This is a genomic window from Microbacterium sp. GQ128 (genome assembly GCF_059758615.1).
This window is the reverse complement of the sequence record NZ_JCAXDY010000002.1, coordinates 45,213-69,365: the sequence shown is the minus strand read 5'-3', so window position 1 is coordinate 69,365 and position 24,153 is coordinate 45,213. Positions and strand designations below refer to the sequence as shown.

At 69.8% G+C, this 24,153-nt stretch carries 22 protein-coding genes; 7 read left to right on the top strand and 15 right to left on the bottom strand.

The features are described from left to right. Window positions 1–15 precede the first annotated feature (15 nt). The 4 genes from AC6CHX_RS06355 to AC6CHX_RS06340 all read left to right on the top strand — a co-directional run bounded on the left by AC6CHX_RS06355 (window position 16) and on the right by AC6CHX_RS06340 (window position 4,273). Window positions 16–879, top strand: a complete 864-nt coding sequence (locus AC6CHX_RS06355; protein ID WP_498272102.1) for a Gfo/Idh/MocA family protein — start codon at window positions 16–18, stop codon at window positions 877–879. Window positions 880–1,113: 234 nt separating this feature from the next. Continuing rightward, complete coding sequence (locus tag AC6CHX_RS06350) at window positions 1,114–2,391, top strand: extracellular solute-binding protein (RefSeq protein ID WP_376102122.1); 1,278 nt, start codon at window positions 1,114–1,116, stop codon at window positions 2,389–2,391. Continuing rightward, a complete protein-coding gene (locus tag AC6CHX_RS06345) occupies window positions 2,391–3,371 on the top strand; it encodes a carbohydrate ABC transporter permease (protein ID WP_376102124.1) in 981 nt (326 codons plus the stop codon). The genes AC6CHX_RS06350 and AC6CHX_RS06345 overlap by 1 nt, the downstream gene beginning before the upstream one ends. After that, window positions 3,368–4,273, top strand: coding sequence for a carbohydrate ABC transporter permease (locus tag AC6CHX_RS06340; protein WP_498272101.1), 906 nt, complete (start codon window positions 3,368–3,370; stop codon window positions 4,271–4,273). Before AC6CHX_RS06345 ends, AC6CHX_RS06340 begins: the two co-directional genes overlap by 4 nt. A 71-nt stretch (window positions 4,274–4,344) precedes the next feature. Here AC6CHX_RS06340 and AC6CHX_RS06335 read toward each other — a convergent pair whose 3' ends face one another. Further along, window positions 4,345–5,796 carry a mannitol dehydrogenase family protein gene (locus tag AC6CHX_RS06335; protein WP_498272100.1) on the bottom strand — a complete coding sequence of 484 codons (1,452 nt, stop codon included), beginning with the start codon at window positions 5,794–5,796 and terminating at the stop codon, window positions 4,345–4,347. 49 nt (window positions 5,797–5,845) lie between these two features. Continuing rightward, window positions 5,846–6,967, bottom strand: coding sequence for a GntR family transcriptional regulator (locus AC6CHX_RS06330; RefSeq protein WP_498272099.1), 1,122 nt, complete (start codon window positions 6,965–6,967; stop codon window positions 5,846–5,848). Window positions 6,968–7,278: 311 nt separating this feature from the next. Here AC6CHX_RS06330 and AC6CHX_RS06325 point away from each other — a divergent pair, with 311 nt between their 5' ends. Continuing rightward, on the top strand, window positions 7,279–8,937 hold the full coding sequence (locus tag AC6CHX_RS06325) for an Ig-like domain-containing protein (protein ID WP_498272098.1): 1,659 nt from the start codon (window positions 7,279–7,281) through the stop codon (window positions 8,935–8,937). A gap of 229 nt (window positions 8,938–9,166) precedes the next feature. Here the strand turns inward: AC6CHX_RS06325 and AC6CHX_RS06320 are convergent, their stop codons facing one another. The 3 genes from AC6CHX_RS06320 to AC6CHX_RS06310 form a co-directional block, all read right to left on the bottom strand. Further along, complete coding sequence (locus AC6CHX_RS06320) at window positions 9,167–9,604, bottom strand: VOC family protein (protein WP_136041806.1); 438 nt, start codon at window positions 9,602–9,604, stop codon at window positions 9,167–9,169. A gap of 197 nt (window positions 9,605–9,801) precedes the next feature. Beyond that, the gene (locus tag AC6CHX_RS06315; protein WP_498272097.1) at window positions 9,802–10,146 is read right to left on the bottom strand and encodes a TraR/DksA family transcriptional regulator; all 345 of its coding nucleotides are present in this window, start codon (window positions 10,144–10,146) and stop codon (window positions 9,802–9,804) included. Window positions 10,147–10,333: 187 nt separating this feature from the next. Further along, a complete protein-coding gene (locus tag AC6CHX_RS06310; protein ID WP_498272096.1) occupies window positions 10,334–12,880 on the bottom strand; it encodes an MMPL family transporter in 2,547 nt (848 codons plus the stop codon). Between the two features lie 69 nt (window positions 12,881–12,949). On the opposite strand from AC6CHX_RS06310, the gene AC6CHX_RS06305 reads away from it, so the two are divergent. Further along, window positions 12,950–13,522: a TetR/AcrR family transcriptional regulator gene (locus AC6CHX_RS06305; protein ID WP_498272095.1), complete on the top strand. Its 573-nt coding sequence runs from the start codon at window positions 12,950–12,952 to the stop codon at window positions 13,520–13,522. A 29-nt stretch (window positions 13,523–13,551) separates the two neighbouring features. Here AC6CHX_RS06305 and AC6CHX_RS06300 read toward each other — a convergent pair whose 3' ends face one another. The 7 genes from AC6CHX_RS06300 to AC6CHX_RS06270 form a co-directional block, all read right to left on the bottom strand. Then, window positions 13,552–14,256 carry a DUF2786 domain-containing protein gene (locus AC6CHX_RS06300; RefSeq protein WP_498272094.1) on the bottom strand — a complete coding sequence of 235 codons (705 nt, stop codon included), beginning with the start codon at window positions 14,254–14,256 and terminating at the stop codon, window positions 13,552–13,554. Window positions 14,257–14,409: 153 nt separating this feature from the next. After that, window positions 14,410–14,733, bottom strand: coding sequence for a cupin domain-containing protein (locus AC6CHX_RS06295; protein ID WP_498272093.1), 324 nt, complete (start codon window positions 14,731–14,733; stop codon window positions 14,410–14,412). A gap of 289 nt (window positions 14,734–15,022) precedes the next feature. Further along, window positions 15,023–15,178 (bottom strand): hypothetical protein, encoded by a 156-nt coding sequence (locus tag AC6CHX_RS06290; protein WP_167381597.1) that lies wholly within the window; start codon window positions 15,176–15,178, stop codon window positions 15,023–15,025. Continuing rightward, window positions 15,175–17,505, bottom strand: a complete 2,331-nt coding sequence (gene purL / locus AC6CHX_RS06285) for a phosphoribosylformylglycinamidine synthase subunit PurL (RefSeq protein WP_498272092.1) — start codon at window positions 17,503–17,505, stop codon at window positions 15,175–15,177. Before purL ends, AC6CHX_RS06290 begins: the two co-directional genes overlap by 4 nt. Before the next feature lie 81 nt (window positions 17,506–17,586). Beyond that, window positions 17,587–18,048, bottom strand: coding sequence for a type II toxin-antitoxin system RelE/ParE family toxin (locus AC6CHX_RS06280; RefSeq protein WP_498272091.1), 462 nt, complete (start codon window positions 18,046–18,048; stop codon window positions 17,587–17,589). Beyond that, window positions 18,045–18,287: a ribbon-helix-helix domain-containing protein gene (locus AC6CHX_RS06275; RefSeq protein ID WP_498272090.1), complete on the bottom strand. Its 243-nt coding sequence runs from the start codon at window positions 18,285–18,287 to the stop codon at window positions 18,045–18,047. Before AC6CHX_RS06275 ends, AC6CHX_RS06280 begins: the two co-directional genes overlap by 4 nt. Before the next feature lie 123 nt (window positions 18,288–18,410). Further along, entirely contained in the window at window positions 18,411–19,370 is a 960-nt protein-coding gene (locus AC6CHX_RS06270) for a helix-turn-helix transcriptional regulator (protein ID WP_498272089.1), read from the bottom strand. A 104-nt stretch (window positions 19,371–19,474) separates the two neighbouring features. Between AC6CHX_RS06270 and AC6CHX_RS06265 the strand changes: the two genes are divergently transcribed. Then, complete coding sequence (locus AC6CHX_RS06265; protein WP_498272088.1) at window positions 19,475–19,930, top strand: VOC family protein; 456 nt, start codon at window positions 19,475–19,477, stop codon at window positions 19,928–19,930. A 116-nt stretch (window positions 19,931–20,046) separates the two neighbouring features. On the opposite strand, the gene AC6CHX_RS06260 is transcribed toward AC6CHX_RS06265, so the two are convergent. From AC6CHX_RS06260 to AC6CHX_RS06250, 3 genes are all read right to left on the bottom strand, one after another. After that, window positions 20,047–20,775, bottom strand: coding sequence for an SGNH/GDSL hydrolase family protein (locus tag AC6CHX_RS06260; RefSeq protein WP_498272087.1), 729 nt, complete (start codon window positions 20,773–20,775; stop codon window positions 20,047–20,049). Then, a complete protein-coding gene (locus AC6CHX_RS06255; protein ID WP_498272086.1) occupies window positions 20,772–21,947 on the bottom strand; it encodes a DUF5005 domain-containing protein in 1,176 nt (391 codons plus the stop codon). The genes AC6CHX_RS06260 and AC6CHX_RS06255 overlap by 4 nt, the downstream gene beginning before the upstream one ends. 72 nt (window positions 21,948–22,019) lie before the next feature. After that, window positions 22,020–24,140: a glucosidase family protein gene (locus AC6CHX_RS06250; protein ID WP_498272085.1), complete on the bottom strand. Its 2,121-nt coding sequence runs from the start codon at window positions 24,138–24,140 to the stop codon at window positions 22,020–22,022. Window positions 24,141–24,153 lie beyond the last annotated feature (13 nt).

The window sequence follows — 24,153 nt, the reverse complement described above, 5'->3', positions numbered from 1 at the left end:
AAGAGGATGAGAGACATGGAAACGAAGAACGTCGCGATCGTCGGCATCGAGAACAGCCACGCCGAGGAGATCATCCGGTACCTCAACGTCGAGCGCCCGGACGACGTGCCGGTGCGTGTGGTGGCCCTCGTCGCGGGCGAGGACGCCCGCACGCGTGAGCTCGCGGAGCTCGGCGGCATCGAGCGGATCGTCGCCGAGTCGGGCGACCTGCTCGGCAGCATCGACGCGCTGATCGTCACCTCGCGCGACGGGGCGCTGCATCGCGCGCACGCCGTGCCGTTCCTCGAGGCGGGCACGCCGGTCTGGGTCGACAAGCCGCTCGCGGCCGGTGTCGCCGACGCGCAGGAGATCGTCGCGGCGGCCGAGCGCGGCGGCACGGTGCTCACCTCGTCGTCGGCGCTGCGCTGGGTGGCCGACACCGACGCGATCGCCGAGGGCCTCGGGGCGATCGGCGAACTGCAGGCGGTCACGGTGACGGGGCCGGCGGATGCGGGGAGCCCGTACAGCGGCATCTTCTTCTACGGCATCCACATCGCCGACGTGGCGCAGCGCCTGGTGCCGGGGGAGCCCGAGGACATCGACGTGCAGAGTCTTCCCGGAGGTGTCGTCGCGCGCTACCGCGTCGGCGGCGTGCTCGTCACGCTCGAGTTCATCCGGCCGGACGACGACGGCCAGGTGCCGTTCCGCGCGACGGCCGTGGGCGGGCACGGGGTGATCAGCCGCGACATCGTGCTCGGCGCCGACTATGTGCAGCCCGGCGTGGATGCGTTCGCCCGGATGCTCGCGACGGGGGAAGCCCCGATCCCCACGGCGCAGCTGCTCGCACCAATCGCGGTGCTGGAGACCGTCGCCCGCGCCACCGCGGCGATCGCCGTCTGACCCTCTGCAACGCGGTGCAGGAATCGCGCCGTCACGCGGCGTGATCGCTGCACCGCGCTACCCGCACGCACTGATTTATCCCAGGTAATCAAACAGAAACACAACCGTTACACCCTCTTCAACGAAGAAGCTATTGTAATGCAACCGTTTGCACGTTAGCGTGAGAAACGGTGGAACCACCCGTTCATCGGGCGCCTCTCGGGGCCCGTCGAGGAAGACCATGGAGGAACGAGAATGGCACGACGCACTGTGATCGCAGCGGCCGCTTCACTGGCCGCGGTGCTGGCCGTCACCGGCTGCAGTTCAGGCACCGGCAACGACGGAGGCGACGCCGAGAGCGGAGACCTCCGCGTGTGGCTCATGCAGGATTCCGTGTCCGAGGATGCGGTCGCGTGGCTCGAAGACGAGTTCGCCGCCCAGAACCCCGGCTCCACGCTGACGGTGGAGATGCAGCCCTGGGACGACATCGTCTCCCGGCTGCAGACCTCGCTCGCGAGCGAGTCCGAGACGCCCGACATCGTCGAGATCGGCAACACCAAGACCGCGACCTTCGCGAACGTGGGCGCGCTCGCCGACATCTCCGACCTGTACGACGAGGTCGACGGCGACGACCTGATCCCCAGCTTCGTCGACCAGGCGACGCTCGACGGCAAGACCTACGCCTACCCGCTCTACGCGGGCACCAGCGTCGTGTTCTACCGCACCGACCTGCTCGAGAAGGCGGGCATCGAGGCTCCGGAGACGCTCGACGACCTGGTCGCCGCAGCCGCCACGGTGCAGCAGGCGAACCCCGACGGCGTCGAGGGCTTCAAGGGCATCTACTTCCCCGTCGTCGACGTGCACGGCCTGGAGGGCTGGCTGTTCTCGCACGGCGCGAACTACGCCGAGGAGAAGGACGGCGCGTGGGTGAGCGGGCTCGACACCCCCGAGGCCAAGGCCGCACTCGAGCAGATGCAGACCATCTGGCAGAACTCGGCCCTCGGCGCGCTCGACGCGAAGGAGACCGCCGGCAACCCGTGGGTGCCGTACAACAACGGCGAGGTCGCCATGTTCTCCTACCGCGTCTTCGCGCAGGACAGCATCTCGCCCGAACTCGCCGACGTCACCGGAGTGATGGCGCTTCCCCCGGTCGAGGCCGGCGGCGAGAGCCACCAGTTCCTCGGCGGATCCAACGTCGGCATCGCGGCGAAGTCGTCGCAGCAGGCGCTGGCGAAGAAGGCCATGAAGCTCATCCTGAGCGAGGACTTCATGACCCAGCTCGCCGAGGACTCCGGCTGGGTGCCCGGCAACACGACGTTCGCGTCGGCCATCCCCGACGGCATCGTCGACGCCGAGCTGCAGCAGCAGATCGCCGAGACGAGCGCCCTCACGCCGGCGGCCCCGAACTGGGCGATCGTGGAGGGCAACAACATCCCGGTCGACCTGTACTCGGCGATCGCCAAGGGTGAGGACATCGACGACGTGGTCACGCGCATCGGCGCGAAGATCGAATCGACCCTCAACGGCGACTGATGATGGCCACTCCCGTGATCGATGTCGAGGCCGCCCCCGAGGCGGCCCCGCAGCAGCCCGCTCCCCGCACGCGCCCGCGTCGCGTGCGGGGAGCGCTGCTCCCGTACCTCCTGATCGCGCCGCTCCTCGCGGCCGTGCTGATCGCCCTCGGCTGGCCGCTGCTGCAGCAGTTCGTGATGTCGCTGCAGAAGTTCGGCCTGGCGCAGCAGTTCGGCCAGGAGCCCGAATGGGTGGGCCTGGCGAACTACGGCAGGATCCTGACCGACCCGAACATGTGGGTCGTCTTCTTCCGCTCCGTGCTCTTCTGCGCCGTGTGCGCCTCGCTGTCGATGGTGATCGGGATGCTGATCGCGCTGCTGCTGACGAAGGTGAGCAGCTGGGCGCGCATCGCCCTGCAGGTGACGCTGCTGCTCGTGTGGGCGACTCCGGCGCTGGTGACCATGGTCATCTGGCAGTGGCTGTTCGACGCCCGCTACGGCCTGGTGAACTGGATCCTCGCGCGTATCGGATTCCCCGACATGGCCGGGTTCCCGTGGACCTCCACCCCGATGGGTGTGTTCACGATCGCCGCGATCACCGTGATCTGGGGCAGTCTGCCGCTGATCGTGTTCATGATCTACTCCGCCCTCACCCAGGTTCCCACCGAGGTGCTCGAGGCGGCGGAGCTCGACGGCGCAGGTCCGTGGACGCGCTTCCGGCACGTCACGATGCCCCTCATCACCCCGGCGGTCATGATCGTCGGACTCCTGCAGATCGTCTGGGACCTGCGCGTGTTCACGCAGATCTACGTGCTGCAGCAGGCGGGCGTCTCGATCGAGGAGACCAACCTCCTCGGCACCTACATCTACCGGATCGGCATCGGGCAGGGCGAGTACGGCGACGCATCGGCACTCGCGACGATCGTGCTCATCCTCACGCTGCTGCTCACCTGGAAGTACATCGCGAAGATGTTCGCCCAGCAGAAGGAGGTCTCGGAATGAGCGTCCCGACCATGACCAGGACCACCGACATCCCCGCCGTCGTGCCGCCGCGCTCGCGCCGGACCATCGGCAGCCGCAACGACACCCGGCGGCGCACCTGGAACGGCGTCGCGGTGGCCGCGGCCCTGCTCCTCGTGTTCCCGATCTACTGGATGGTGAACACCGCGCTCTCCGAGAACGAGGAGCTGTTCTCGCGCACGCCGCGGTTCTTCCCGTTCCCGCTGAGCTTCGACAGCTTCGCCGGCATCCTCGCCGACAGCGGCTTCTGGTCGGCGCTGGGAATGAGCGCCGGCGTGACGGCGATCGTGGTCGTGGTCGCCGTGCTGTTCGGCTTCTTTGCGGCCATCGCGGTGAGCCGCTTCCGCTTCAAGGGCGGTGGACTCATCATCCTGCTCGTGCTCATCGTGCAGATGATCCCGACCGAGGCGCTGTTCATCTCGCAGTTCCGCATGCTCGACGGCTGGCACCTGCTCAACACGGTCGGCGGCCTGTCCCTCCTCTACATCGGCACGGTCGTCCCGTTCACGGTGTGGCTGCTGCGCGGGTTCATCCACGGCATCCCCGCCGAGCTCGAAGAGGCGGCGATGGTCGACGGATGCAGCCGGTTCGGGGCGTTCATGCGGGTCACGCTCCCGCTGCTCGGACCGGGCATCGTGACGGCATCCGTCTTCGCGTTCCTGCAGGCCTGGAACGAGTACACCCTGGCACTCGTCGTGATGACGAAGCCGGGCAACGCCACCCTGCCGCTGTGGCTGCAGACCTTCAGCAGCGAGCTGTCGGCCACCGACTGGGCCGGCATCATGGCGGGCGCCACCCTGATCTCGGTGCCGGTGGTCATCCTGTTCCTCTTCGTCCAGGGTCGCCTGGGCGCCGGCATGATGGCCGGTGCCGTGAAGGGCTGATGCCTCAGACGCCGAAGAGCGCCGGTCCCTCGGGATCGGCGCTCTTCGTGTGCGAGGCCGTGCGGCGTGGATCAGCGGGCGCGGTCGGTGAGCATCCCGAGCACGGCGGGGTCGGCGGCGAGATCGGGCGCGAGCAGGTCGAGCAGGGCGCGTTGCGGATCCGCATCCGTCGCGCGCGCGGCCAGCTCGTCTGCGGCGACGTCGTCGAGGGGCCGTCCCGCCTCGACCTCGGAGATCACGAACCGCGTCCAGGCCGCGATCGCGGCGAGGCCGGCTTCCCCGGTCTCGCCGTCGGCGCGGGCGCGGCGCACCGGCTCGACGATGCGGGCGCGCAGCTTGAGACTCCCATCGGTCGCGATCTGACGCAGGCGATGGACGATCGCGGGGTTCGCGAACCTTTCGAGCAGGACGGCCCGGTAGGCGGGAAGGTCGAGGTCGACGCCGGCGCGGTGGGCGGCGGCGTCGAGACGATGCGCGGCGAGATCCCACAGGTCATGCACGAGTGTGGCGCACTCCGGGTCGGCGATGGCCTCGGCGACGGTCTCGAGTCCGCGCAGGATGCCGTCGGAGGCGAGGAGGGAGTGCGCGCCGTTGAGCATCCAGAGCTTGCGCTGCTCGAACGGTTCGATGTCGTTCACGATCGAGGCCCCGGCATCCTCCCAGCGCGGGCGATCGGCGCGGATGCGTCCGCTCAGGATCCAGCTGTGGAACGGCTCGGTCACCACCAGAGCCTCGTCGCGGATGCCTTCGCGCGCCGCGACCGCATCGATGTCGTCTGCCGTGGTGCGCGGGGTGATGCGGTCGACCGAGGTGCTGACCACGTCGACCTGCGCGTCGATCCAGGCGCCGAGGGTGGGGGAGGTGAGCGAGGCGAGGTCGCCGAGCACGGCCCGGAGCACCGACCCGTTGTCGTCGAGGTTGTCGCACGGGATCAGGGTGATCGTGCCTTCCGGGAGGGCGCGGCGTCGGGCGTCGAGCGCCCAGAGCAGGCGAGCGGGCATCGTGCGCAGGATGCCGTTCTCGATCGTGCCCGGTGCGTCGTCACGGTGGGAGGGAGCGCGATGGGAGGGAGCGTGTTCGGAGAGAGCTCGGTCGGAGAGGGCGCCGGCGAGGGAGCAGATGTCGGCGACGATGTCGGGGTCGGTGACGTCGAGGCGCCCGTCCGCTCCGCGTCGATAGCCCTTCTCGGTCACCGTGAGCGTGACGACCGTGACCTCGGGCCGGGCGAGATAGTCACGCAGCTTCCCGGTGTCGCCGCCGTCGTGTGCGGCCACGATGCTCTCGACGGTCTCGAGGTGGTCGCCGTCCGGGCCGCGCGTGAGCAGGGTGTACACGTCGTCCTGGCGTGCGAGGGTCGTCGCGGCGTCGGGTGAGCGGCCCGTGAAGGCGGCGATGCCCCACTCCTGGTCGGGATCGGCGTGGGCGGTGTACCAGGCCTGGTGGGCGCGGTGGAAGGCGCCGAGCCCGAGGTGCACGATGCGGACGGGGGCGCGCGGTAGGGTGCGGCGCGGGCTGGGGGGCACGGGAATCCTCGGGTCGATCGTCGAACCCGGGGTCGGGCCTGATTTCAACCTATGGCGCGCGACGCGATCTTGCAAGCGGTTGCAGAATGCGAGTTGATGCGACCGCCGTGGAGGCCCGCTCCCGCACGACCGGCTGCAGCAGCATCCGCACCGGGGTGCGGTCCCCGCCCCGGCCCAGCTGCCGCAGCAGCGTGGCCGCGGCGAGGCGTCCGACCTCGCGCTTCGGCGGCGAGACGGCCGTGAGGGGGAGCGGGGCGTCCGCGGCCTCCTCGTCGTCGAAGGCGACGAGTGCGAGGTCGTCGGGAATCGAGAGTCCCATCCTCCTCAGGTGAGGGCGGAGCGCCGTCGCTTCACGATCGCCGAGGCAGACGACGCCGTCGAGTCCCGCTGCGAGCGCGCGGTGCGCGTAGTCCGCGAGGGCCGCCTCGTCCCACGACTCCCGACGCACCACCGTGGCAGGGAGGTCGGCGAGGGTGAGGTCTTCGATCGCGCGATGGTAGCCGCGCACCGCGGCGTCGGCTGTCGCGGTGTCCCGTCGTCCGAGGAATCCGATGCGCCGACGGCCCTGTCGCGCCAGGTGCCGCACGGCCGCGTACCCGCCGGCGACGACATCGGTGCACACTGCCGAGAGCCCATCGTCCGGTGGGGAATCCGCCGGCATCCGCTCCATCAGTACCACCGGGATCGGCAGGGCGCGCAACAGGTCGAGCCGTGCGGAGGGGTCGGTCCGGTGCAGCGTGGGCGTGATCAGCAGACCGTCGCATCCGGCGGCCAGGATCTCCCGGATGCGGCGGATCTCGAGGGCGTCGTCGTACTCGCTCGACCCGATGCGCAGGGTCGCGCCCGCGGCCTGCACCACGTCCGTGATCCCGTCGACGACCGCGGGGAAGTAGTAGCTGCGCGACGGGACGATCACGCCGATCAGGGGAGTCTTCCCGGTCCAGCGCGCCGAGACGTAGGTGCCGGATCCTTGGCGGCGGACCACCACTCCGTCGTCGACGAGCATCCCCACCGCTCGCCGCACGGTGTTGATGCCGACCGCGTGCGTCGCCGCCAGGGTCGCCTCCGGAGGCAGGCGTTCGCCGCGGGACCACTCGCCGGCGGCGATGCGGTCGCGGAGCTGCTGCGCCAGACTCACGAACAGCGGCTGGGTGTTCGGAAAAGCTCCCATGTCGCCCTCCTCGGCCCCTGGACGCCCGTGAGACTCTGCAGTGCAACCGTATTCATTCGGGCCCGGTTCGGCAAGGTGTCTGGCTCTCGCGGCGCGTGTTGCGGGGAATCGCGCTTCCCTCGGCCGCATCCGCGTGAAAGGGCCGACGCACGTGCGATCGGCCGAGCGGAGTGCAGGGCCGACGCCGCCGCGGCCCCGATTCCTTCCTCCAGTCATTCCCTTTCGCGGACGATCCGTTGACCGCCGGATGCCCGCGCGACACGGTGGCAGTCACGACGACTCCGCACTCGGCGGAGCGGAAGGAGACACCGATGAGACGCACACGCTGGCTGTCGGCGCTGGTCGCCGCGAGCCTTCTCGCCGGAGGGGTGGTCGCCGCCGGCGGCGCCGCCTCTGCGGAGACCGTCACGACCGAGCTCACGATCACCTCCCCCGTCGACGGCGGCACCGTCAGCGGATCGACGCTCACGGTCGAGGGGACGTTCGCGAACACCTCTGAGCTCGTGCTCGTCGTGGGCGCCCAGGAGCTGATCCCGATCCCGGTGACCGGCACCGCCGGCACGTGGACCGTCGACCTCGACATCGCCGACCGCGACGGCCGGCTCGACCTCGCAGTGCGCGCCCGTGACCTCACCACCCTCTACACGACCTGGTCGGACTTCCTCGCGGTCGAGGTCGACAACCCCGCCGCATCCCGCCCCGTCGTCACGGTCGTCTCGCCGACCGAGGGTGCGTATGCCGGCTCCTCCCTCGACGTCGTCGTCGACGTGGCCTCCGACCGCGCACTCTCCGCCGTCGAGGTGCGGGTGAACGGCGGCGCCTGGCTGGCTGCCGCGGCGCAGGGAAACTGCGAGTACACAGCATCCTTCCCCGTCTCGGGCGCGGAGTTCGCGAGCATCGAGGCCCGCGCGACCGACGTGTCGGGGCACACGTCCGAGGCGCCGACCACGTACGTCGCGCTGGGCGGAGCCACCGCCGAGACCCCCGTGATCTACGACCAGGACCGCGCGATGTGGATCTGGGAGCGCGCCTCCTACGAGGCCGTGTTCGATGAGGATGCCCGTGACCGCCTCGGCGCGGTGATGGACGACACCACCACCTTCGGCTCCGACCCCATCCGCACGATCTACCTCGGCGTCGACCGCCAGGCCACGACCGACATGCTGCGCGACTCGCGGGACGAGGTCGCGGCGTTCGTGGAGTGGGCCCGCGCCCGCGGCTATCACGTGCAGGCCACCGTCGCCGGAGGGACGCGTCCGCCGTACCTGGGCGCGCTGGAGCAGTTCGAGCACTTCGCGATCGACGAGTTCGAGAAGGTCCTCGACTACAACCTCGCCGTGCCGGAGTCCGCCCGCTTCGACGGCATCAACGTCGACATCGAGCCGTACATCCTCAGCGACTGGAAGCTGCCCGGCAACGGCGGACTCCCGAACCGCTGGCTCGAGATCCTCGACACCCTCATCGATCGCCGCGACGCATCCGGGCTCCCGGTGCTGGTCGGCCCCGCGATCCCGCGGTGGTTGGACTCCTCGGCCTGCTGCACCTCGATCACCTGGAACGGGCAGACCAAGGCGCTCAGCGACCACATCCAGGACATGACCGACTACATCGCGATCATGGACTACCGCGACACGGCCGACGGCAGCGCGGGCATCATCGCCCAGGCGCAGCACGAGATCGACTACGCGAACCAGATCGGCAAGCCGAACTCGGTCGTGGTCGGCATCGAGACCAAGGACCTCTCCGGCACGGGAGACCCCGAGACGGTGACGTTCTGGGAGGAGGGGCGCACCTACCTCGAGGGCGAGCTCGACAAGACGTATGCCGCGTTCCAGGACGATGCCTCGTTCGGAGGCATCGCCATGCACCACTACGACGACCTGCTGATGCTGCCGTCGGCGTGGGACGACACTCCGCCCGTGTGCTACCCGGTTCCGGGTGCGGGACCCGGAGGGCCGGCCCTGCCGTAGGTTCCTGTCGTTGCGGGGCAGTCCCTTCGGGGGCTGCCCCGCTTCGGGCTGTCGTGCTTCGGCTGCCCCGCTTCGGGCTGTCGTGCTTCGGCTGCTGCCCCGCTTCGGGCGGAGTTCTCGCCGTCGGGCGGATGGATTCGCCCAGAATCTCCGCTCGAAGCTGAGTTCTCCTCCCGAGGCCGTGGCCCGCCGGGGCGTCGACGACGGCCTGTGATCCACGAAGACCGGTTCAGCTCTTCGTGAGGTCCTGCGCGAACATCACGAGGATGCCGCTCGGGCCGCGGAGATACGTGAGCTTGTAGACATCCTGGTAGTTCGCGACGCCGCGCAGCGGGTGGTAGCCGTGGCGGGCGGCGATCGCGAGCGACTCGTCGATGTCGTCGACCGAGAAGGCGATGCGGTGCATGCCGATCTCGTTCGGAAGGGTCGGCTCCGTCTCGATCGCGTCCGGGTGGATGTACTCGAACAGCTCGATCTGGCCGCGCCCATCGGGTGTCTGCAGCACGGCGATCTTGGCGTGGTTGCCGTCGAGCCCGACCGCGGTCGACGCCCACTCGCCGCTGACCTCGTCGCGACCGAGCACCGTGAGGCCGATGTCGGTGAAGAAGGAGATGGTCGCCTCGAGGTCGCGCACGGCGATCCCGACGTTCTCGAGTGTGATGGGCATGGGAGGGATGCTACTCGCGCGCGCCCGCCGTGTCCCCGGGCTTCCCGCACAACTTCGGATCCTGGAACCGGCGCGCCGCCGTATGCCCTTCGTGATCGGCGTGTCGCTCGCGATCTCCGAAGTTGTGCGTGCGGGGTCGGACGGGCGGGGGAGTCGGGATGGCGCGGAGATGACGGGAGCGGGACGGGGAGTCGGGGCTAGTACCCGAGCTTCTCGGCGCAGGCGACGCAGTACTCGGCGAACGGGCGCGCCTGGAGCCGGCCCGCGGGGATCGGCCGGCCGCAGTTGGCGCAGACGCCGTAGGTGCCGGCATCCACTCGGGCCAGCGCGTCGTCGACCTGGCGGAGCTCGGATGCCGCGGCCTCGGCGAGCCCGGTCAGCCGTGACCACTCCGACGACAGCGTGACGCCCTCGGGGTCGTGCTCGTCGTCGTCGTTCGAGCTCTCGCGATCATGGGTGAGCTCGTCGAGGGTCGCGGCCGTCGCCTGCACCCGCGCCTCGGCCTGAGCGCGCAGTGCGAGCAGACGTTCCCGGGCGGTCATGCCCTCACTCTAGGCACGCCCACGGACACCCGGGTCGAGGTCGGCGGGTGTCGGTTGGCGCCCGGGCCTCCGGCGGAGAACTCCCCGTCGGGCGGCGCTTTCAGCCCAGTTCGTCCTCCCGACACGGAGAACTCCGCCCGACGCAGACTGCCCGTCGACCGACACTCCTCGCCGACACCGGGCGCTCTCAGGACGAGTGCCGTGCCGTCGGCACCGAATCAGTCGTCGTCGGAACGGCCACGGCCTTCATGCCGGGGTGGTCGCGCTCGAGCGCCGCGCCTTCCATGTCGACGTTGGGCAGGATGCGGTCGAGCCAGCGCGGCAGCCACCAGGCCGAGCGGCCGAGGAGGTGCATGAGCGCGGGCATCAGCAGCATCCGCACCACGAACGCGTCGAGCAGCACACCGAACGCCAGTCCGAACCCGATCGAGCGGATGATGGTCGACTCCGAGAAGATGAACCCGCCGAACACCGACACCATGATGAGGGCGGCCGCGGTCACGACCGAGCGCCCGGCACGGAAGCCCTGCGCCACGGCATCGCGCGCCGAGGCTCCGTGCACGTACGCCTCGCGCATGCCGGAGGCGAGGAACAGCTGATAGTCCATCGCGAGCCCGAACAGGATGCCGACGAGGATCACCGGCAGGAAGCTCAGGATCGGCCCGGTGCTGTGCAGCCCGATGACCTCGGCGCCCCAGCCGAACTGGAACACCGCCACGATCAGCCCGTACGTCGCGAACAGCGACAGCACGAAGCCACCGGTGGCGATGAGCGGCACGAGCAGCGAGCGGAACACCACGATCATGATCAGCAGCGAGAGCCCGACCACGACCACGAGGTACAGCGGCAGGACTGCGGCCAGCGCCTCGGAGATGTCGATGTTGATCGCGGCCTGACCGGCGACGCCGAGAGTGATCCCGTCGCCGACCGCCGGCATCGACCGTAGGTCCTGCACGAGCTTCTCGGTGGAGGCGCTGTTCGGCCCTTCCTTCGGCAAGACCTGGAACGCGAGGAGGGTGTTGTCGTCGGATGCCGCGATCGGCGCGACGGCCACCACGTCGTCCTGGTCGGCGATGGCCTGCGCGATCGTGACCTGGGTGGAGAGCAGGTCGTCGTCGGTGACCGCGTCGTCGAGGGTGGCGGTGACCAGCAGCGGGCCGTTGGCCCCTTCGCCGAACTGCTCGTCGACGGTCTGGAACGCGCGGTAGCTGGTCGAGTCGCTCGGCTCGCTCGATCCGTCGGGCAGGCCTAGTCGCATCGACATGGCGGGGATCGCGATGATCAGCAGCGCGACCACGCTCACGAGCGTCGTGACGACGGCGCGCAGGGTCGACATCCGCTTCACGGGCTTGCCGGCCGCGTGCTCCTGACCGACCGTGGCGCGAGCGCGACGGCTGAGCAGACGGTCGCCGACGAGGCCGAGGATGGCGGGGGCGAGGGTGATCGCGACGAGCACGGCCACCGCGACGCACACGGCGCCGACCGTGCCCATGAGGCCGAGGAACGGCACGCCGGTCACGTTGAGCGCGAGCAGTGCGACGATCACGGTGGTCCCCGCGAACACCACGGCGGTGCCGGAGGTGCCCGTGGCGAGGCCGATCGATTCGCGCACCGGGACACCGGCGAGCAGCTGCTTGCGGTGCCGGTTGACGATGAAGAGGGAGTAGTCGATGCCGACCGCGAGGCCGAGCATCACACCCAGCACCGGGGTCACCGAGGCCATGTCCACCACGCCGGAGAAGGCGAGGGATGCCGTCACGCCGACACCGACGCCGACGATGGCGGTGACGATGGGGAGTGCGGCGGCGATGAGCGAGCCGAGCATCACGATGAGGACGATCGCGGCGAACACAAGGCCGACCGCTTCGCCGACGCCGAAGATCTCGGGCACGCCCTGCGCGATGTCGGTGCCGAAGTCCACCTCGGTCCCCTCGACCGGAGCGGAGGCGAAGTGATCGATCGTGCCCTGCTTGACCTCTTCCGAGAGCTCCAGGCGCGGGTCGACGAACGAGACGTTGACGATGGCGGTCGAGCCGTCTTCGGACACCACGCCGATGCCGTCGACCAGGTCGAGCAGGGTCGAGCCCAGCTCCGCCTGGTCGGCGTTCTCCTGCAGGGTGATGCGGGACTGATCGAGCTTCGCGTTCTGGGCTTCGAGTTCGGCGGCCTGGGCGTTCAGCGCCGCGACCTGGGCGTCGAGGGCGGCGAGCTGCTCGGGACCGGCGCCGGCCTGCTCCGCCTGGGTGCGGGCGGCCGCGAGCTGCGTGAGGCCGGCTTCGATCTGGGCTCTGCCCTCGTCGATCTGCGTCTGAGCGGCATCCAGCTGGGTGCGGCCGTCGGCGATCTGCTTCTCGCCGTCGGCCAGCTCCTGGGCCCGATCTGCCTGCTGCTGCTGTGCGTCGAACGGATCGATCACGGACGCGACTCCGTCGAGATCCTCCGCGCCGGCAGCGAGGTCCGAGATCTCCCGCTTCTGCTCGTCGGTGAACGCCGAACCGTCGGTGGTCCGGTAGACGACCGTTCCGGTGCCGCCGGCGGAATCCGGGAGCTTCTCGGCGAGCTCGTCGGTCACCTCGCCCGAGGCGGTGCCGGGGATGTCGAAGCTGTTGCTCAGCGTGCCGCCGAGGGTGAGGAAGGCGCCGACGCCGAGACCGAGGATCAGGATCCACGACACGATCACCGTCCACGCCTTGCGCGCAGCGAACGAACCCAGACGGTACAGCAGTGATGCCACAGTGGTCTCCTTCGGACTCGAAGATCATACGGCACGTCTCGTCTAGCGATCTGTGGCTATCCTGAACGCATGGTGAACGAGCATCGGAGCGGGCCCGTGCGTAGCACTGCGGCGCGCGAAGCGATCCTCGATGCGACATCGCGGCTTTTCCACGCGCAGGGGTACGACCGGCTCACGATCGAGGGCATCGCCAAGGAAGCCGGCGTCGGAAAGCAGACGATCTACCGCTGGTGGCCCTCGCGCGGTGCACTGATCGCCGATTGCCTCGTGGATGGCCGTCTCATCCCTGTGGACTTCGTGGTGCCCGACACCGGTGACCTGCTCGCCGACGTCGAGAGCTGGCTGCGTTCGGTGCTGTCGATCCTGGAGGCGCCCCAGGGTGATGCGCTGCTGCGGTCGCTCGTCGCCGCAGCCGCCGATGACGCCGACGTGGGTGTGCATCTCAGTGAGAGTCTCGGAGTCGAGCAGCATCTGTCGGAGCGCCTGCGCGGCGGCATCCGAGACGGGCAGCTGTCGGCCGATGCGCCGGTCGCTCAGATCGGCCGGGCCATCCTCGGCGCGATCATCGTGGAATCCCTCGGCCGCGAAGCCCGGGACTCCGCGGCGGTCGTCGAGCTGGTCGGGTACCTCCTCCGCCGCTGAGTGCCGGCGGATGGTACATGGGAGTGCGGTCACGTCAGGTGGCCTCGTTCGCCGGTCCGCGCTTCCCGACCGGACCGGTGCCCGAACGCGAACGCACCGGCATCGGGATTGCGCCGCGGCCGGGCGTGCCGGGTCGCCATCGCATCGACCGCCTCGTCCACTCGATCGCGGCGGGAGGCCAAGACGAGTGCGGTGCCGGCGCCGGCCTCCTCGACGATCGATCGTCGGCTGTCCTGGATGCGGCTCATGACGCCCCGGGCGAAGCCTCGCAGGAAGCCGCTGCGCGCGCGCCGCTTCTCGGATTCCGTGTGCCGTCCGTAGATCTCGCGGTGCACGGACCACCACTTTCGCATCGCGACCATCGCCTGCACCTCGAGGCTCGCCGTGAGGGTGCGCACCTGCGCGACGTCGGAGGCATGCCCGACCAGGAGGAGGGCCGCGCCGGGGGAGACGTCGATGCCCAGCGGCCGCACGGTGCCCAGCGCCTGCGCGACTCCCGAGCCGATCTCCTGCAGATCCCGGGCGTACACGCCGCTGAACAGCATCCGCTCGTGAACGATCTGCTCCTGAGCCTTCCCGAGTCGACCGCGACGCTCGTCGATACGGGCCTGATCTATGCCGTACTTCACGATCAGCCGCTCGGCGTGCTCGGTCAGAGCCTCCGCCTCTTCCGGCGTCGTGCTCTCGGCCTTCGCCAGTAGTTTCGTGATCAGATCGAGCTTCGCCTCGGTCATGGCATCCCCCTTGGTGGTGTGATGCTTCGTATCCTCCGCGGGGGCACCCGCATTGGGAGGGGTGATCGCGACGAGTGGGGAGAAGGCTGTTCTCGGATGACCTGTGGAGGATTGCTCCGCGGTTTCGGCGACTCGTCCGAGCGGATGCCGTGACTACTCGAGCCACTCCGTGACGAAGCGGTCGTTCGCGTGGATGTGGGTCGCCTCGTACGTGCCGCCATCGAGCACCTCGAAACGGTGGGAGACGAGTGCGGGGACGACGAGTATCTGACCGCCGACGCCGACGACCTGCTCGTCGCCGACCGTGAACAGCGCGCGGCCCTGGTGGATGACGAACGTCTCGGCATACGGATGCCGATGCAGTCGCGGTCCTCGACCGGGAGTCGTGATGAACTCGCGCATGATGCTCACGGGCGAGCCGAGCAGGTATCCCTCGATGTCCTCATCGCGGGCCACGTCTCTGGGCTGGATGGTCATGGCGCCTCCGTTCCCGCCCGAGGGTACGCGCGCGGTGCGACGGCGTCGAGAGTCAGGACTGTTCCCGCGGAGAAAAGCGCCTGCCGCGGCCTTCTCGGCGCGAAGAGGCCGCGGGAACTGTATTCTGCCGACGGAAGCGACGCGCGCTCGCCCCGTGCGACTACAGCCGCGCCGTCCTCGGCCAACTACGCCCGCTGCGGCCTTCTCGGCGCAGCGAGGCCGCGGGAACTGCTTTCTGCCGACGCAAGCGACGCGCCCCGGAGGCGCCAGCGGCCCGGAGCCGCGGCGCTCAGCCCAGGATGAGCGTGATCACGGTCGCGCCGCCACCGCCGAGGATGAGCGCGATGATGACGGTCCAGGCGACGATGCGGATGCGCCGGTTGCGCTTCTCGCCGAGGTCGCCGTAGTCCTCTTCGTTCGGGTTCTGCCGGCTCACGTCGCTCATGCGCTGACCTCCGTGACCGTCGGACCGAAGTACGAGGGGAGCGTGGCCTGCGAGCGCTCGCGCAGTTCGGCGATCGACACGGTGAAGACGTCCTGCACCTCGAGCTTCGCGCCCTCGGTGTCGGTCACGCCGATGCGCATCACCGGGTAGTCGCGTCCCTCGCACAGGCCGCGGAACTTCACGTCGTCCTCACGCGGCACGGTCACGATCACGCGGCCGGTCGACTCGGAGAACAGGGCGGATGCGGCATCCACGCCGTTGCTCTCGATGATCTCGTTCAGCCAGACGCGGGCGCCGACACCGAAGCGCATGACACCCTCGGCGAGAGCCTGCGCGAGGCCGCCTTCCGAGACGTCGTGCGCCGACGAGATGAGCCATTCGTCACGGGCGGCCGAGAGCAGACCCGCGAGGCGCTTCTCGCCGGCGAGGTCGACCTTGGGCGGCAGTCCACCGAGGTGGTCGTGCACGACGTCGGCCCAGGCCGAACCCGAGAGCTCGGTCGAGGTGGTGCCGAGCAGGTAGATGTTCTGACCCTCGTCCTGCCATCCGGAGGGGATGCGGCGCGAGACGTCGTCGATGATGCCGAGCACGCCCACGAGCGGTGTCGGGTGGATCGGCACGTCGCCGGTCTGGTTGTAGAACGAGACGTTGCCGCCGGTGACCGGGGTGCCGAGTTCGTAGCAGCCGTCGGCCAGGCCGTCGACCGTCTGGCCGAACTGCCACATGACCTCGGGGTTCTCGGGAGAGCCGAAGTTCAGGCAGTCGGTGATGGCGGTCGGCACGGCACCGGTGACGGCGACGTTGCGGTACGCCTCGGCCAGGGCGAGCTGCGCACCCGCGTACGGGTCGAGCTGGCAGTACCGGCCGTTGGCGTCGGTCGAGATCGCGAAGCCGAGACCCGACTCCTCGTCGACGCGGATCATGCCGGCGTCGTCGGGGAAGCTCAGGGCCGTGTTGCCGAGCACGTAGTAGTCGTACTGGTTGGTGATCCAACTCGTGTCGGCCAGGTTCGGGGAGGCGACGAGCGCGAGGAACTGCTCGCGCAGCGTCTCCGGGTCGTTCGCGCGGGGCAGGTTCTCGGCGGCATCCGCCTGCAGGGCGTCGATCCACGTCGGGTACGCGACCGGACGGTCGTAGACCGGGCCGTCGACCGCGACGGTCGAGGGGTCGACGTCGACGATGCGCTCGCCCTGCCAGTCGATGAGGAGGCGTCCGTCGCCGGTGACCTCGCCGAGCACGGAGGTCTCGACCTCCCACTTGTTCACGACGGCCATGAACGCGTCGAGCTTCTCGGGGGCGACGATCGCCATCATGCGCTCCTGCGACTCCGACATGAGGATCTCCTCAGCCGTGAGCGTGGGGTCGCGCAGCAGCACGTTGTCGAGCGAGACCTTCATGCCGCTGTTGCCGTTGGCCGCGAGCTCGCTGGTCGCGCAGGAGATGCCGGCGGCGCCCAGGTCCTGGATCGCCTCGACGAGCTCGCCACGGTAGAGCTCGAGGCAGCACTCGATGAGCACCTTCTCGGCGAACGGGTCGCCCACCTGCACGGCGGGGCGCTTGGTCGGGCCGGTCGAGTCGAAGGAGTCGGAGGCCAGGATGCTGGCGCCGCCGATGCCGTCGCCACCCGTGCGGGCACCGAACAGGACGACCTTGTTGCCGACGCCGGTCGCGTTGGCGAGCTTGAGGTCTTCATGGCGCAGCACGCCCACCGCGAGCGCGTTCACGAGCGGGTTTGCCTGGTAGACGGAGTCGAAGACCGTCTCGCCGCCGATGTTCGGCAGACCCAGGCAGTTGCCGTAGAAGCTGATGCCGCTGGTCACGCCGTGCACGACGCGGGCGGTGTCGGGGTGGTCGACCGCACCGAAGCGCAGGGCGTCCATGACCGCGACCGGGCGGGCGCCCATCGAGATGATGTCGCGGACGATGCCGCCGACGCCGGTCGCCGCACCCTGGAAGGGCTCGATGAACGACGGGTGGTTGTGCGACTCGGCCTTGAAGGTGACGGCCCAGCCCTCGCCGACGTCGACGACGCCCGCGTTCTGGCCCATGCCCACCATGAGGCGTTCCTTCATCTCGTCGGAGACCTTCTGGCCGAAGCGGCGCAGGTAGTTCTTCGACGACTTGTACGAGCAGTGCTCCGACCACATGACGGAGTACATCGCCAGCTCGCCCGACGTGGGGCGGCGGCCGAGGATCTCCTTGATGCGCTCGTACTCGTCGGGCTTGAGTCCGAGGGCCGCGTACGGCTGCTCCTTCTCGGGCGTCGCGATCGCGTTCTCGACGGAGTCGGGGACGTGCTGGGGGGAAGGTGCAGGGGCGGTGGTCACGCGCACTCCAAAGGACGGGGCCGGCGGGGCATGCTCAGTCTACCGGCGCGGGTGGGGCGGCTCTCCCGCGAATGCGGGAGGTCAGATGCGGTCGGCGCGGATGGCGTCGAGGATCTGTGCGGATGTCTCGTCCTGGCGCTGCGGTGGGTGCGACAAGGCGCCCTTCTTCGTGGGGAGAGTGACCCTTCCGGTGCGCACGAGTCGCGACCACGCGGTGTCACGATCGCTCTCGGAGAGGGCGGAAGCGATGTCTCTCCTCGTGTGAAGCACGCGATGGACTCGCACGGCGTCCGGATCATCGGTGTAGATGACGAGATACGGATGGTTTCGAAGAGGGAAGGCGCGGATGTCGGGAATCTCGGTCACCAGCTCGAAGCGCGCCGATCCCAACGAGGGAAACGCGGCGAGCCGACTCATCGCATGCTGGAGGTCGTCGATGAACGCGATCGCGACCGGCGGCCCTGCTTCGTTGAGGTAGCGGGTGACCGCGCCGTCGATGTCCTCATCCGCCCGCCTGCTGGTGACGACCCGCCCCGCAGTCACGCGTCGGCGGCGTCTGCGTGGACGCGGTCTCGGAGGCGATCGAAGTACGCCTGGTCCACTTCGGAACCCGGCCCCGACGTCATCCCGTCGACGACCAGGGATCGCAGCTGCTCGCGGGCCTGCTCATGGCGGATCAACTCGCGCATGAACTCGCTGATGTTGCTGTAGCCGCGCTCGACCACCTGCGTTTCGACGAAGTCCTTCAGAGCGTCCGGAAGAGAGATGTTCATCGTGGCCATGCCTCCACGCTAATGCCAATGGCAAAGTTTGTCATCGTCCCAGTGGACCTCACCGCGGGCAGCGATTCCGTCCCGCGGAGGCGCATTTGCAGAGAATGAGGAAAGGTCGCAGGAACTCCTGGATCAGGAGGACAAGTCCTCCCTGCCTGCCGCCGCGAACCGCCCCGCCAACATCCCCGCGGCCTCGCGCAGCGGCGCAGGGCCCACCACCGTGAACGGCGCATCGAACCGCGCGACCGCGGCGAGCACGCCGACCCACGACCAGGAGCCGATCGTGATCCGGCACGAACCGTCGGCGAGCTCCTCCAGCTCGCCGTCGCCGACCCAGGGCGCGACCTCGTGCGCCGGGAGTTCGACCACGACCTCGCCCGCGCACGGCCAGCGGTCCTCGGCCGCCGACCCCTTCGCCCGTGCGGCGAGATAGGTCTCGGCGTCCGCCGCCGGCAGCGGGCGTGGGGTGAACGTCGGTCCCGTGGGGATGCGCGGCTGCATCCGATCCAGCCGGAACGTGCGCCAGTCCGCGGCATCCAGGTCCCACGCGAGCAGGTACCAGCGGCCTTCGCGGGCGACCACCGCGTGCGGCTCGGTGCGTCGGGCCGGGCGATCGCGGTCGGAGCCGTAGTCGAAGCGCAGCACCTGCCGGTCGCGCACGGCCGCGCTCGCCGCTTCGAGCACCGCCGGATCGACGCGCACATCGGCAGCGGCACCCGAGAAGCGGATGCCGTCGACACGGTGCCGCAGCCGCGAGGGCATGACCTGCCGCACGGTGGCGAGTGCCCGCGCCGCGCCCTCCTCGATGTCGATGCCGCTGGAGGGGACGGTCTGCAGCGCCACCGCGATCGCCACCGCCTGGTCGTCGTCGAACAGCAGCGGCGGCAGCTCGGATCCGGCCGCGAGACGGTAGCCGCCGTCGGGGCCCTTGATCGCGCCGATTCGGTAGCCGAGCTCGCGCAGCCGATCGACGTCGCGGCGCACCGTGCGCGGGCTGACCTCCAAGCGTTCGGCGAGCACGTGGCCCGGCCAGTCGCGCGGTGTCTGCAGCAGCGACAGCAGCGCGAGCATGCGCGACGAGCTTCCGGTCATGGGATTCAGTCTGCCCGAGGTAGAGGACAGAAACCGACCGCTACCCCTGTGATCGTTGCACTCAGGCGATTCCGAACGGCGGGCCGTATGAGAAGGAGAGACCGATGACCATCACCACCACGACCCACCTGAACTTCCGCGGCACGGCTCGGCAGGCGCTCGAGTTCTACCGGTCCGTCTTCGGCGGCGAGGTCACCGCCGCGACCTACGGGCAGTTCGGAATGCCGGAAGGGGTGCCCGGCTTCGACAAGATCGTGTTCGGGCAGCTCGAGTCGGACGGCCTCCGCCTGATGGCGTACGACATCCCCGGACTGGACGACCCCGACCCGACGGCGACCGCCGGCACCACACGCCGGGAGAACGGCGCGACGATCACCGACCGGACGTTCTTCCAGTCGCTGCGGGCGGACTCGCTCGACGAGATCCGCGGCTACTGGGACGGTCTGGCCGACGGTGCGACGGTCATCGAGCCGCTCGCGGCCTCGGCGTGGTCGGCCGGGTTCGGGATGCTCACCGACCGTTTCGGCGTGACCTGGGTGCTCGACGTGCAGGCCGGCTGACCCCGCTGCCGAACCACCCCCTTCCGTTCGACCCGGCCCCTTGTGTGCGCACGCAAGGGGCCGGGTCGGACGCAGAGGGCCGGGACGGCATCACGCACGCGGCCGTGCGAAGACCGTCACGCGGGAGGCCACTGCGGATGCCGCGCCACCGCCACCCGCGCGGCCAGATCCGCGCGGACGGGCGACCCGGCACCGCCGAGCCCGACCGCCTCGGCCCACCCGAGCGCGAGCAGGGCATGCCCCGCCGCGTTCGGGTGGAACGCGTCGTCGAGCAGGCCCCACGGCATGCCCTCGTTGCCCGGACCGGTCCCCGCCGAGAACTCCGCGAACGCGGCGTACTGATCCACGACCACCACGCCGTCCCGCGCGGCCACATCGCGGATCGCCTGGGCGAACTCGCCGATACGGGCGCGGTCGGGGGCGTGCAGCAGGTCGACGGTCGGCGGTGTCTGCAGCACCGGCACCGCACCGCCCGCCCGCACCCGCCGCACGAACTCCGCTATCGAGTCCGCGAACGCCGACATCTCGATCACGGGGTCGAGCCACTCCGTCGTGCAGTCGTTCGTGCCGATCATGAGCGTCACCACGTCGGGCCGCCAGTGCGCCACGCGACGGTCGAAGTCCCCGAGGATCAGGTCGGCCCGCCACCCCGTGATCGCGGTGTTGATCACGGCATCCTGCACCCGGCCGGCATCGCCGCGGATCAGCTCGTGCAGGTGGTCGACGTAGTTGCGGGCCCCGCGGGTGTGGATGAGGCCGTGGGTGATCGAGTCGCCCGTGAACACCCAGGTGACCGGCGCCCCGGAGGCGAGCAGCCCCCGGAGCGCCGCACGATCATCCGTCATCCGGTGACCTTCAGCTGCACGTCGATGAACCGCGGCCGATAGATCGAGGCGTCGTCGTACACGTCACCCACGTTGTCGAAGGTGTTCACGTTGTAGGAGACGAGGATGCGGTTGCCCTGACGCAGATTCGGATGCTCGTGCGCGTTGTAGGTGAACACGTCGGGGTCTCCGTAGCTGCCGAGCGCCCCGGTCTCGGGCGTGCGATACAGCTCGACCGGGTCGGTGAACGGACCCGTCGGCGAGCACGAGGTGCGCGCGACGATGCGGGTGCTGAACAGCTCGGACGTGTCCTGCGTCACCAGCAGGTACCCGTCGCGGAAGGGGGCGACGCTGAACTCGTTGGCGACGTAGGGCACCACGGGCACGGCATCCGCCTCGTCCGCCACCCACGTCGAGCCGTTCCAGTAGGTCCATGTGCCCTTCAGGCCGTCTTTGCCCTGCACCTTCGCGACGTACGCCGAGCGCACGCCACCGGGGTCGGCGATGCCGTAGATGTAGGTCGTGCCGCGCTCCTCCAGCGTCCACGATCCCCAGTTGATTCCGGTGGCCGAGGGCAGATCCACGATGCCTTCCAGCTGCAGCGTCTGCCCGTCGAGCGTGGCGAGCCGGTTCGCGGTCCACGCGAAGTCCCACTGCCCGGTGCCGGTGCGCGCGAACTGCAGCAGCGGCACCTGCACGGTGCCGTGACGGCCGGGCGTCGGGTCGCCGATCCAGTACCACTTGCCGTCGGGTTCGGGCGGGATGATGCCGGCCGGGTCCTCGGGGGTGCCGCCGGTGATGGTCGTGAGGTCGCCGCGGCGGTCCTGCACCACGACGGAGTTGTTCACGAAGGGCGAGTCGGTCGGGCGCGACCCGTCGGGGTTCACGGTGCCGAGGAACGTGTCCGAGAAGAACCAGCCGGTCTTCCCCTTGCCGAGCGGCATCGAGTAGGTGCTGTCGCCGCCGGTCCACTCCCCGCCGGTGTTCCCGTAGGTCGTGAAGGTCTCGGTCAGGTTCTGGTTCACGCTCGATGTCGCCGTGAGCGTCTTGTCCACCAGCGAGCACTGGCCGGGTCCGTGTCCGCCGCCATGTCCGCCCCCGGCCGGAACCGTCGCGCTCGCCGGGGCGGCGAACAGCGCTCCGGCACACAGGGATGCGGCGGCGAGACCCGCCGCGATCATGCGTCTTCTCATCTCGATCACTCCTTCGTGTTCGTGTAGGTACAGCGTGGTCCTGCGGTTCGTGCAGTGCTCAGGCGGTCGTGCTCAGCGCCCGGCGGTCTCGGCGATCCCTCCCGAGGCGTCGATGTCGTAGGTCTTCTCGCCCACCCGCAGCCCGCGCAGCACCGCATGCGGGTCGAGTGCGGCGACACAGCCGGCCGCGCGCACCGTGCCGTCGGTCGTGACCGAGACGCCGAAGAGGGCCTCGATCACGAGCTCGACCCAGGCGCCCGACGAGGAGCACGACCAGTCGATGATGTACGGCAGCTGTGGCGGGGCCTTTCGCGCGCCGCCGTTGATCCCGGGTACGGCTTCCTCGACGAAGTGCGCCTGCCCCATCGGGCCCTGGTTCGCCGTGCGCGACAACCCTTCGACCCACGATGTGAGCACCTCGGGGGCACCGAGGGCGGCCAGGGCTCGTCCGGCATCCGCGGGCCAGGCGGGGTAGGCGCCGTTCCACTGATGGTCCGGGCGGGGGCTGTAGCTGGCGTCGGGGTCCCACGGCGAGAGCGCGCGCATCCAGTTGTCGGTCTGCAGTTCGCGCTGGAAGAACGAGACCATCTCGTCGCGGATGCTCGGCGCGAGGTCGTCGGCCACGGTCGTGCCGACCACGCTGAAGTCGTAGCAGTGCCGCACCGGCAGCTGCGTGCCGTCGGGTTGTCCGGCGGCGAAGATGCCCTGACCCGGGAGGTAGCGCTCGATCACGGCCGGGAGCAGGGCGTCGGCCTCGGCGCGCAGTTCCGTACCGCCCGACGCGTCGCCCCGCAGGTCGGCGAGCGAGGCCGCCGTCCGCATGCTCCACACGTTCGCGGCGTTGAGGCTCGCGACCTCGTGCGTGTACGAGCTGACGCACTCGAGCAGGTTGTCGATCTCCCCGTAATCGGCCAGGGCGCTGCCTCGGCGTAAGTCCTTCCATGCCATCGCCCACTGCCGCACCGACGCGGCGACGGTCTGGTCGCCGACGATCTCGTCGAGGAACGCGGTGTCGCCGGTGAAGCGCACGTAGTCGTGCACGAGCCGGGTCATGGCGTAGTCGTTCACCGAGTACCAGCGCCCGACCGGCCCGCCGGTGAGCGAGGAGGTGCCGAAGTGCGAGTGGATGTCGAGAGAGATCCAGTGCCGCACCTGGTTCCGCATCTCGGCGGGGTCGAGCAGCGCGTGGCTGACCGAGCTCAGGCTGTAGTCCCAGATGAACGTGGTGGTGCCCCAGTAGTTCGGCATCAGGGTGTCGTACGAGCGGCCGAGCACGTTGCCGGCGAAGTCGCGGCGGAACCAGATCACGCCGAGCACCGCCCACCAGTACAGGCGGCGGAGCGGAGCGGATGCCGTCTCCAGCACCGGCAGCGCGCCGGAGAACTCCCCGTCGTCGGGGTCGAAGGCGGCGTGCAGCTGCCGGTTCCAGAAGTCCTCGGCCGCGGCGACGGCACCGGGCACATCGGCGATCACGGCGTCGTACGTGCGCGCCGCGTCGTCCGCAGAGATCCCGACCGCCTGCACGTACGCGGTGCGCGCGACGCCCCCGTCCGGCACGGCGAGGGCCACGAACAGCTCGCCGCCACGACCGTTCCCGCCGATACCGGTGTCGAATTCTTCGGGCAGCGAGGCCACCCCGCTCAGCGCCGCCGATCCGCCCGCCAGGCCCTGCACGCTCCAGGCCGCGGCATCCGCCGACGAGAACACCAGGCGCTCGCCGTCGACGGTCGCGGTGTCGCGCTCCGAGGGCGACTCCGCGTCGAGCCAGGCGTCCGGCGAGCGCGTGACCCGGGCAGCCGCCGAGAGCCCGATCCGCACCTCCCGATCCTGCGATCCGGTGTTCCGCACCGCGATGTCGATCGCCACCGCCGTCTTCCCCGGCACGCACACCGTCGTGGTCTCGATCTCCAGGTCGCCGACGGTCGCCCGCCGCACCACCCGATCCGCCCGCCACTCGTGTGTCACGGGCACGCCGTACGAGGCGAACAGCCGTCCGTCGACGAACAGCACCGCGGTCTGGGTGAGCCCCTGCGACACGGGCGGGAACTGCACCGCGCTGATCGCGGTCAGGTCGTGGTCGACGCGCACGGTGCCGAACATGTTCGTCAGCCCGGTCGGCGCGATCAGGTCGTCGTAATGGTGGGTGACGGCGTCGGCGGCGAGGTCCTCGACGGTGGGGATGAGCGGATGCATGATGCCTTTCGAG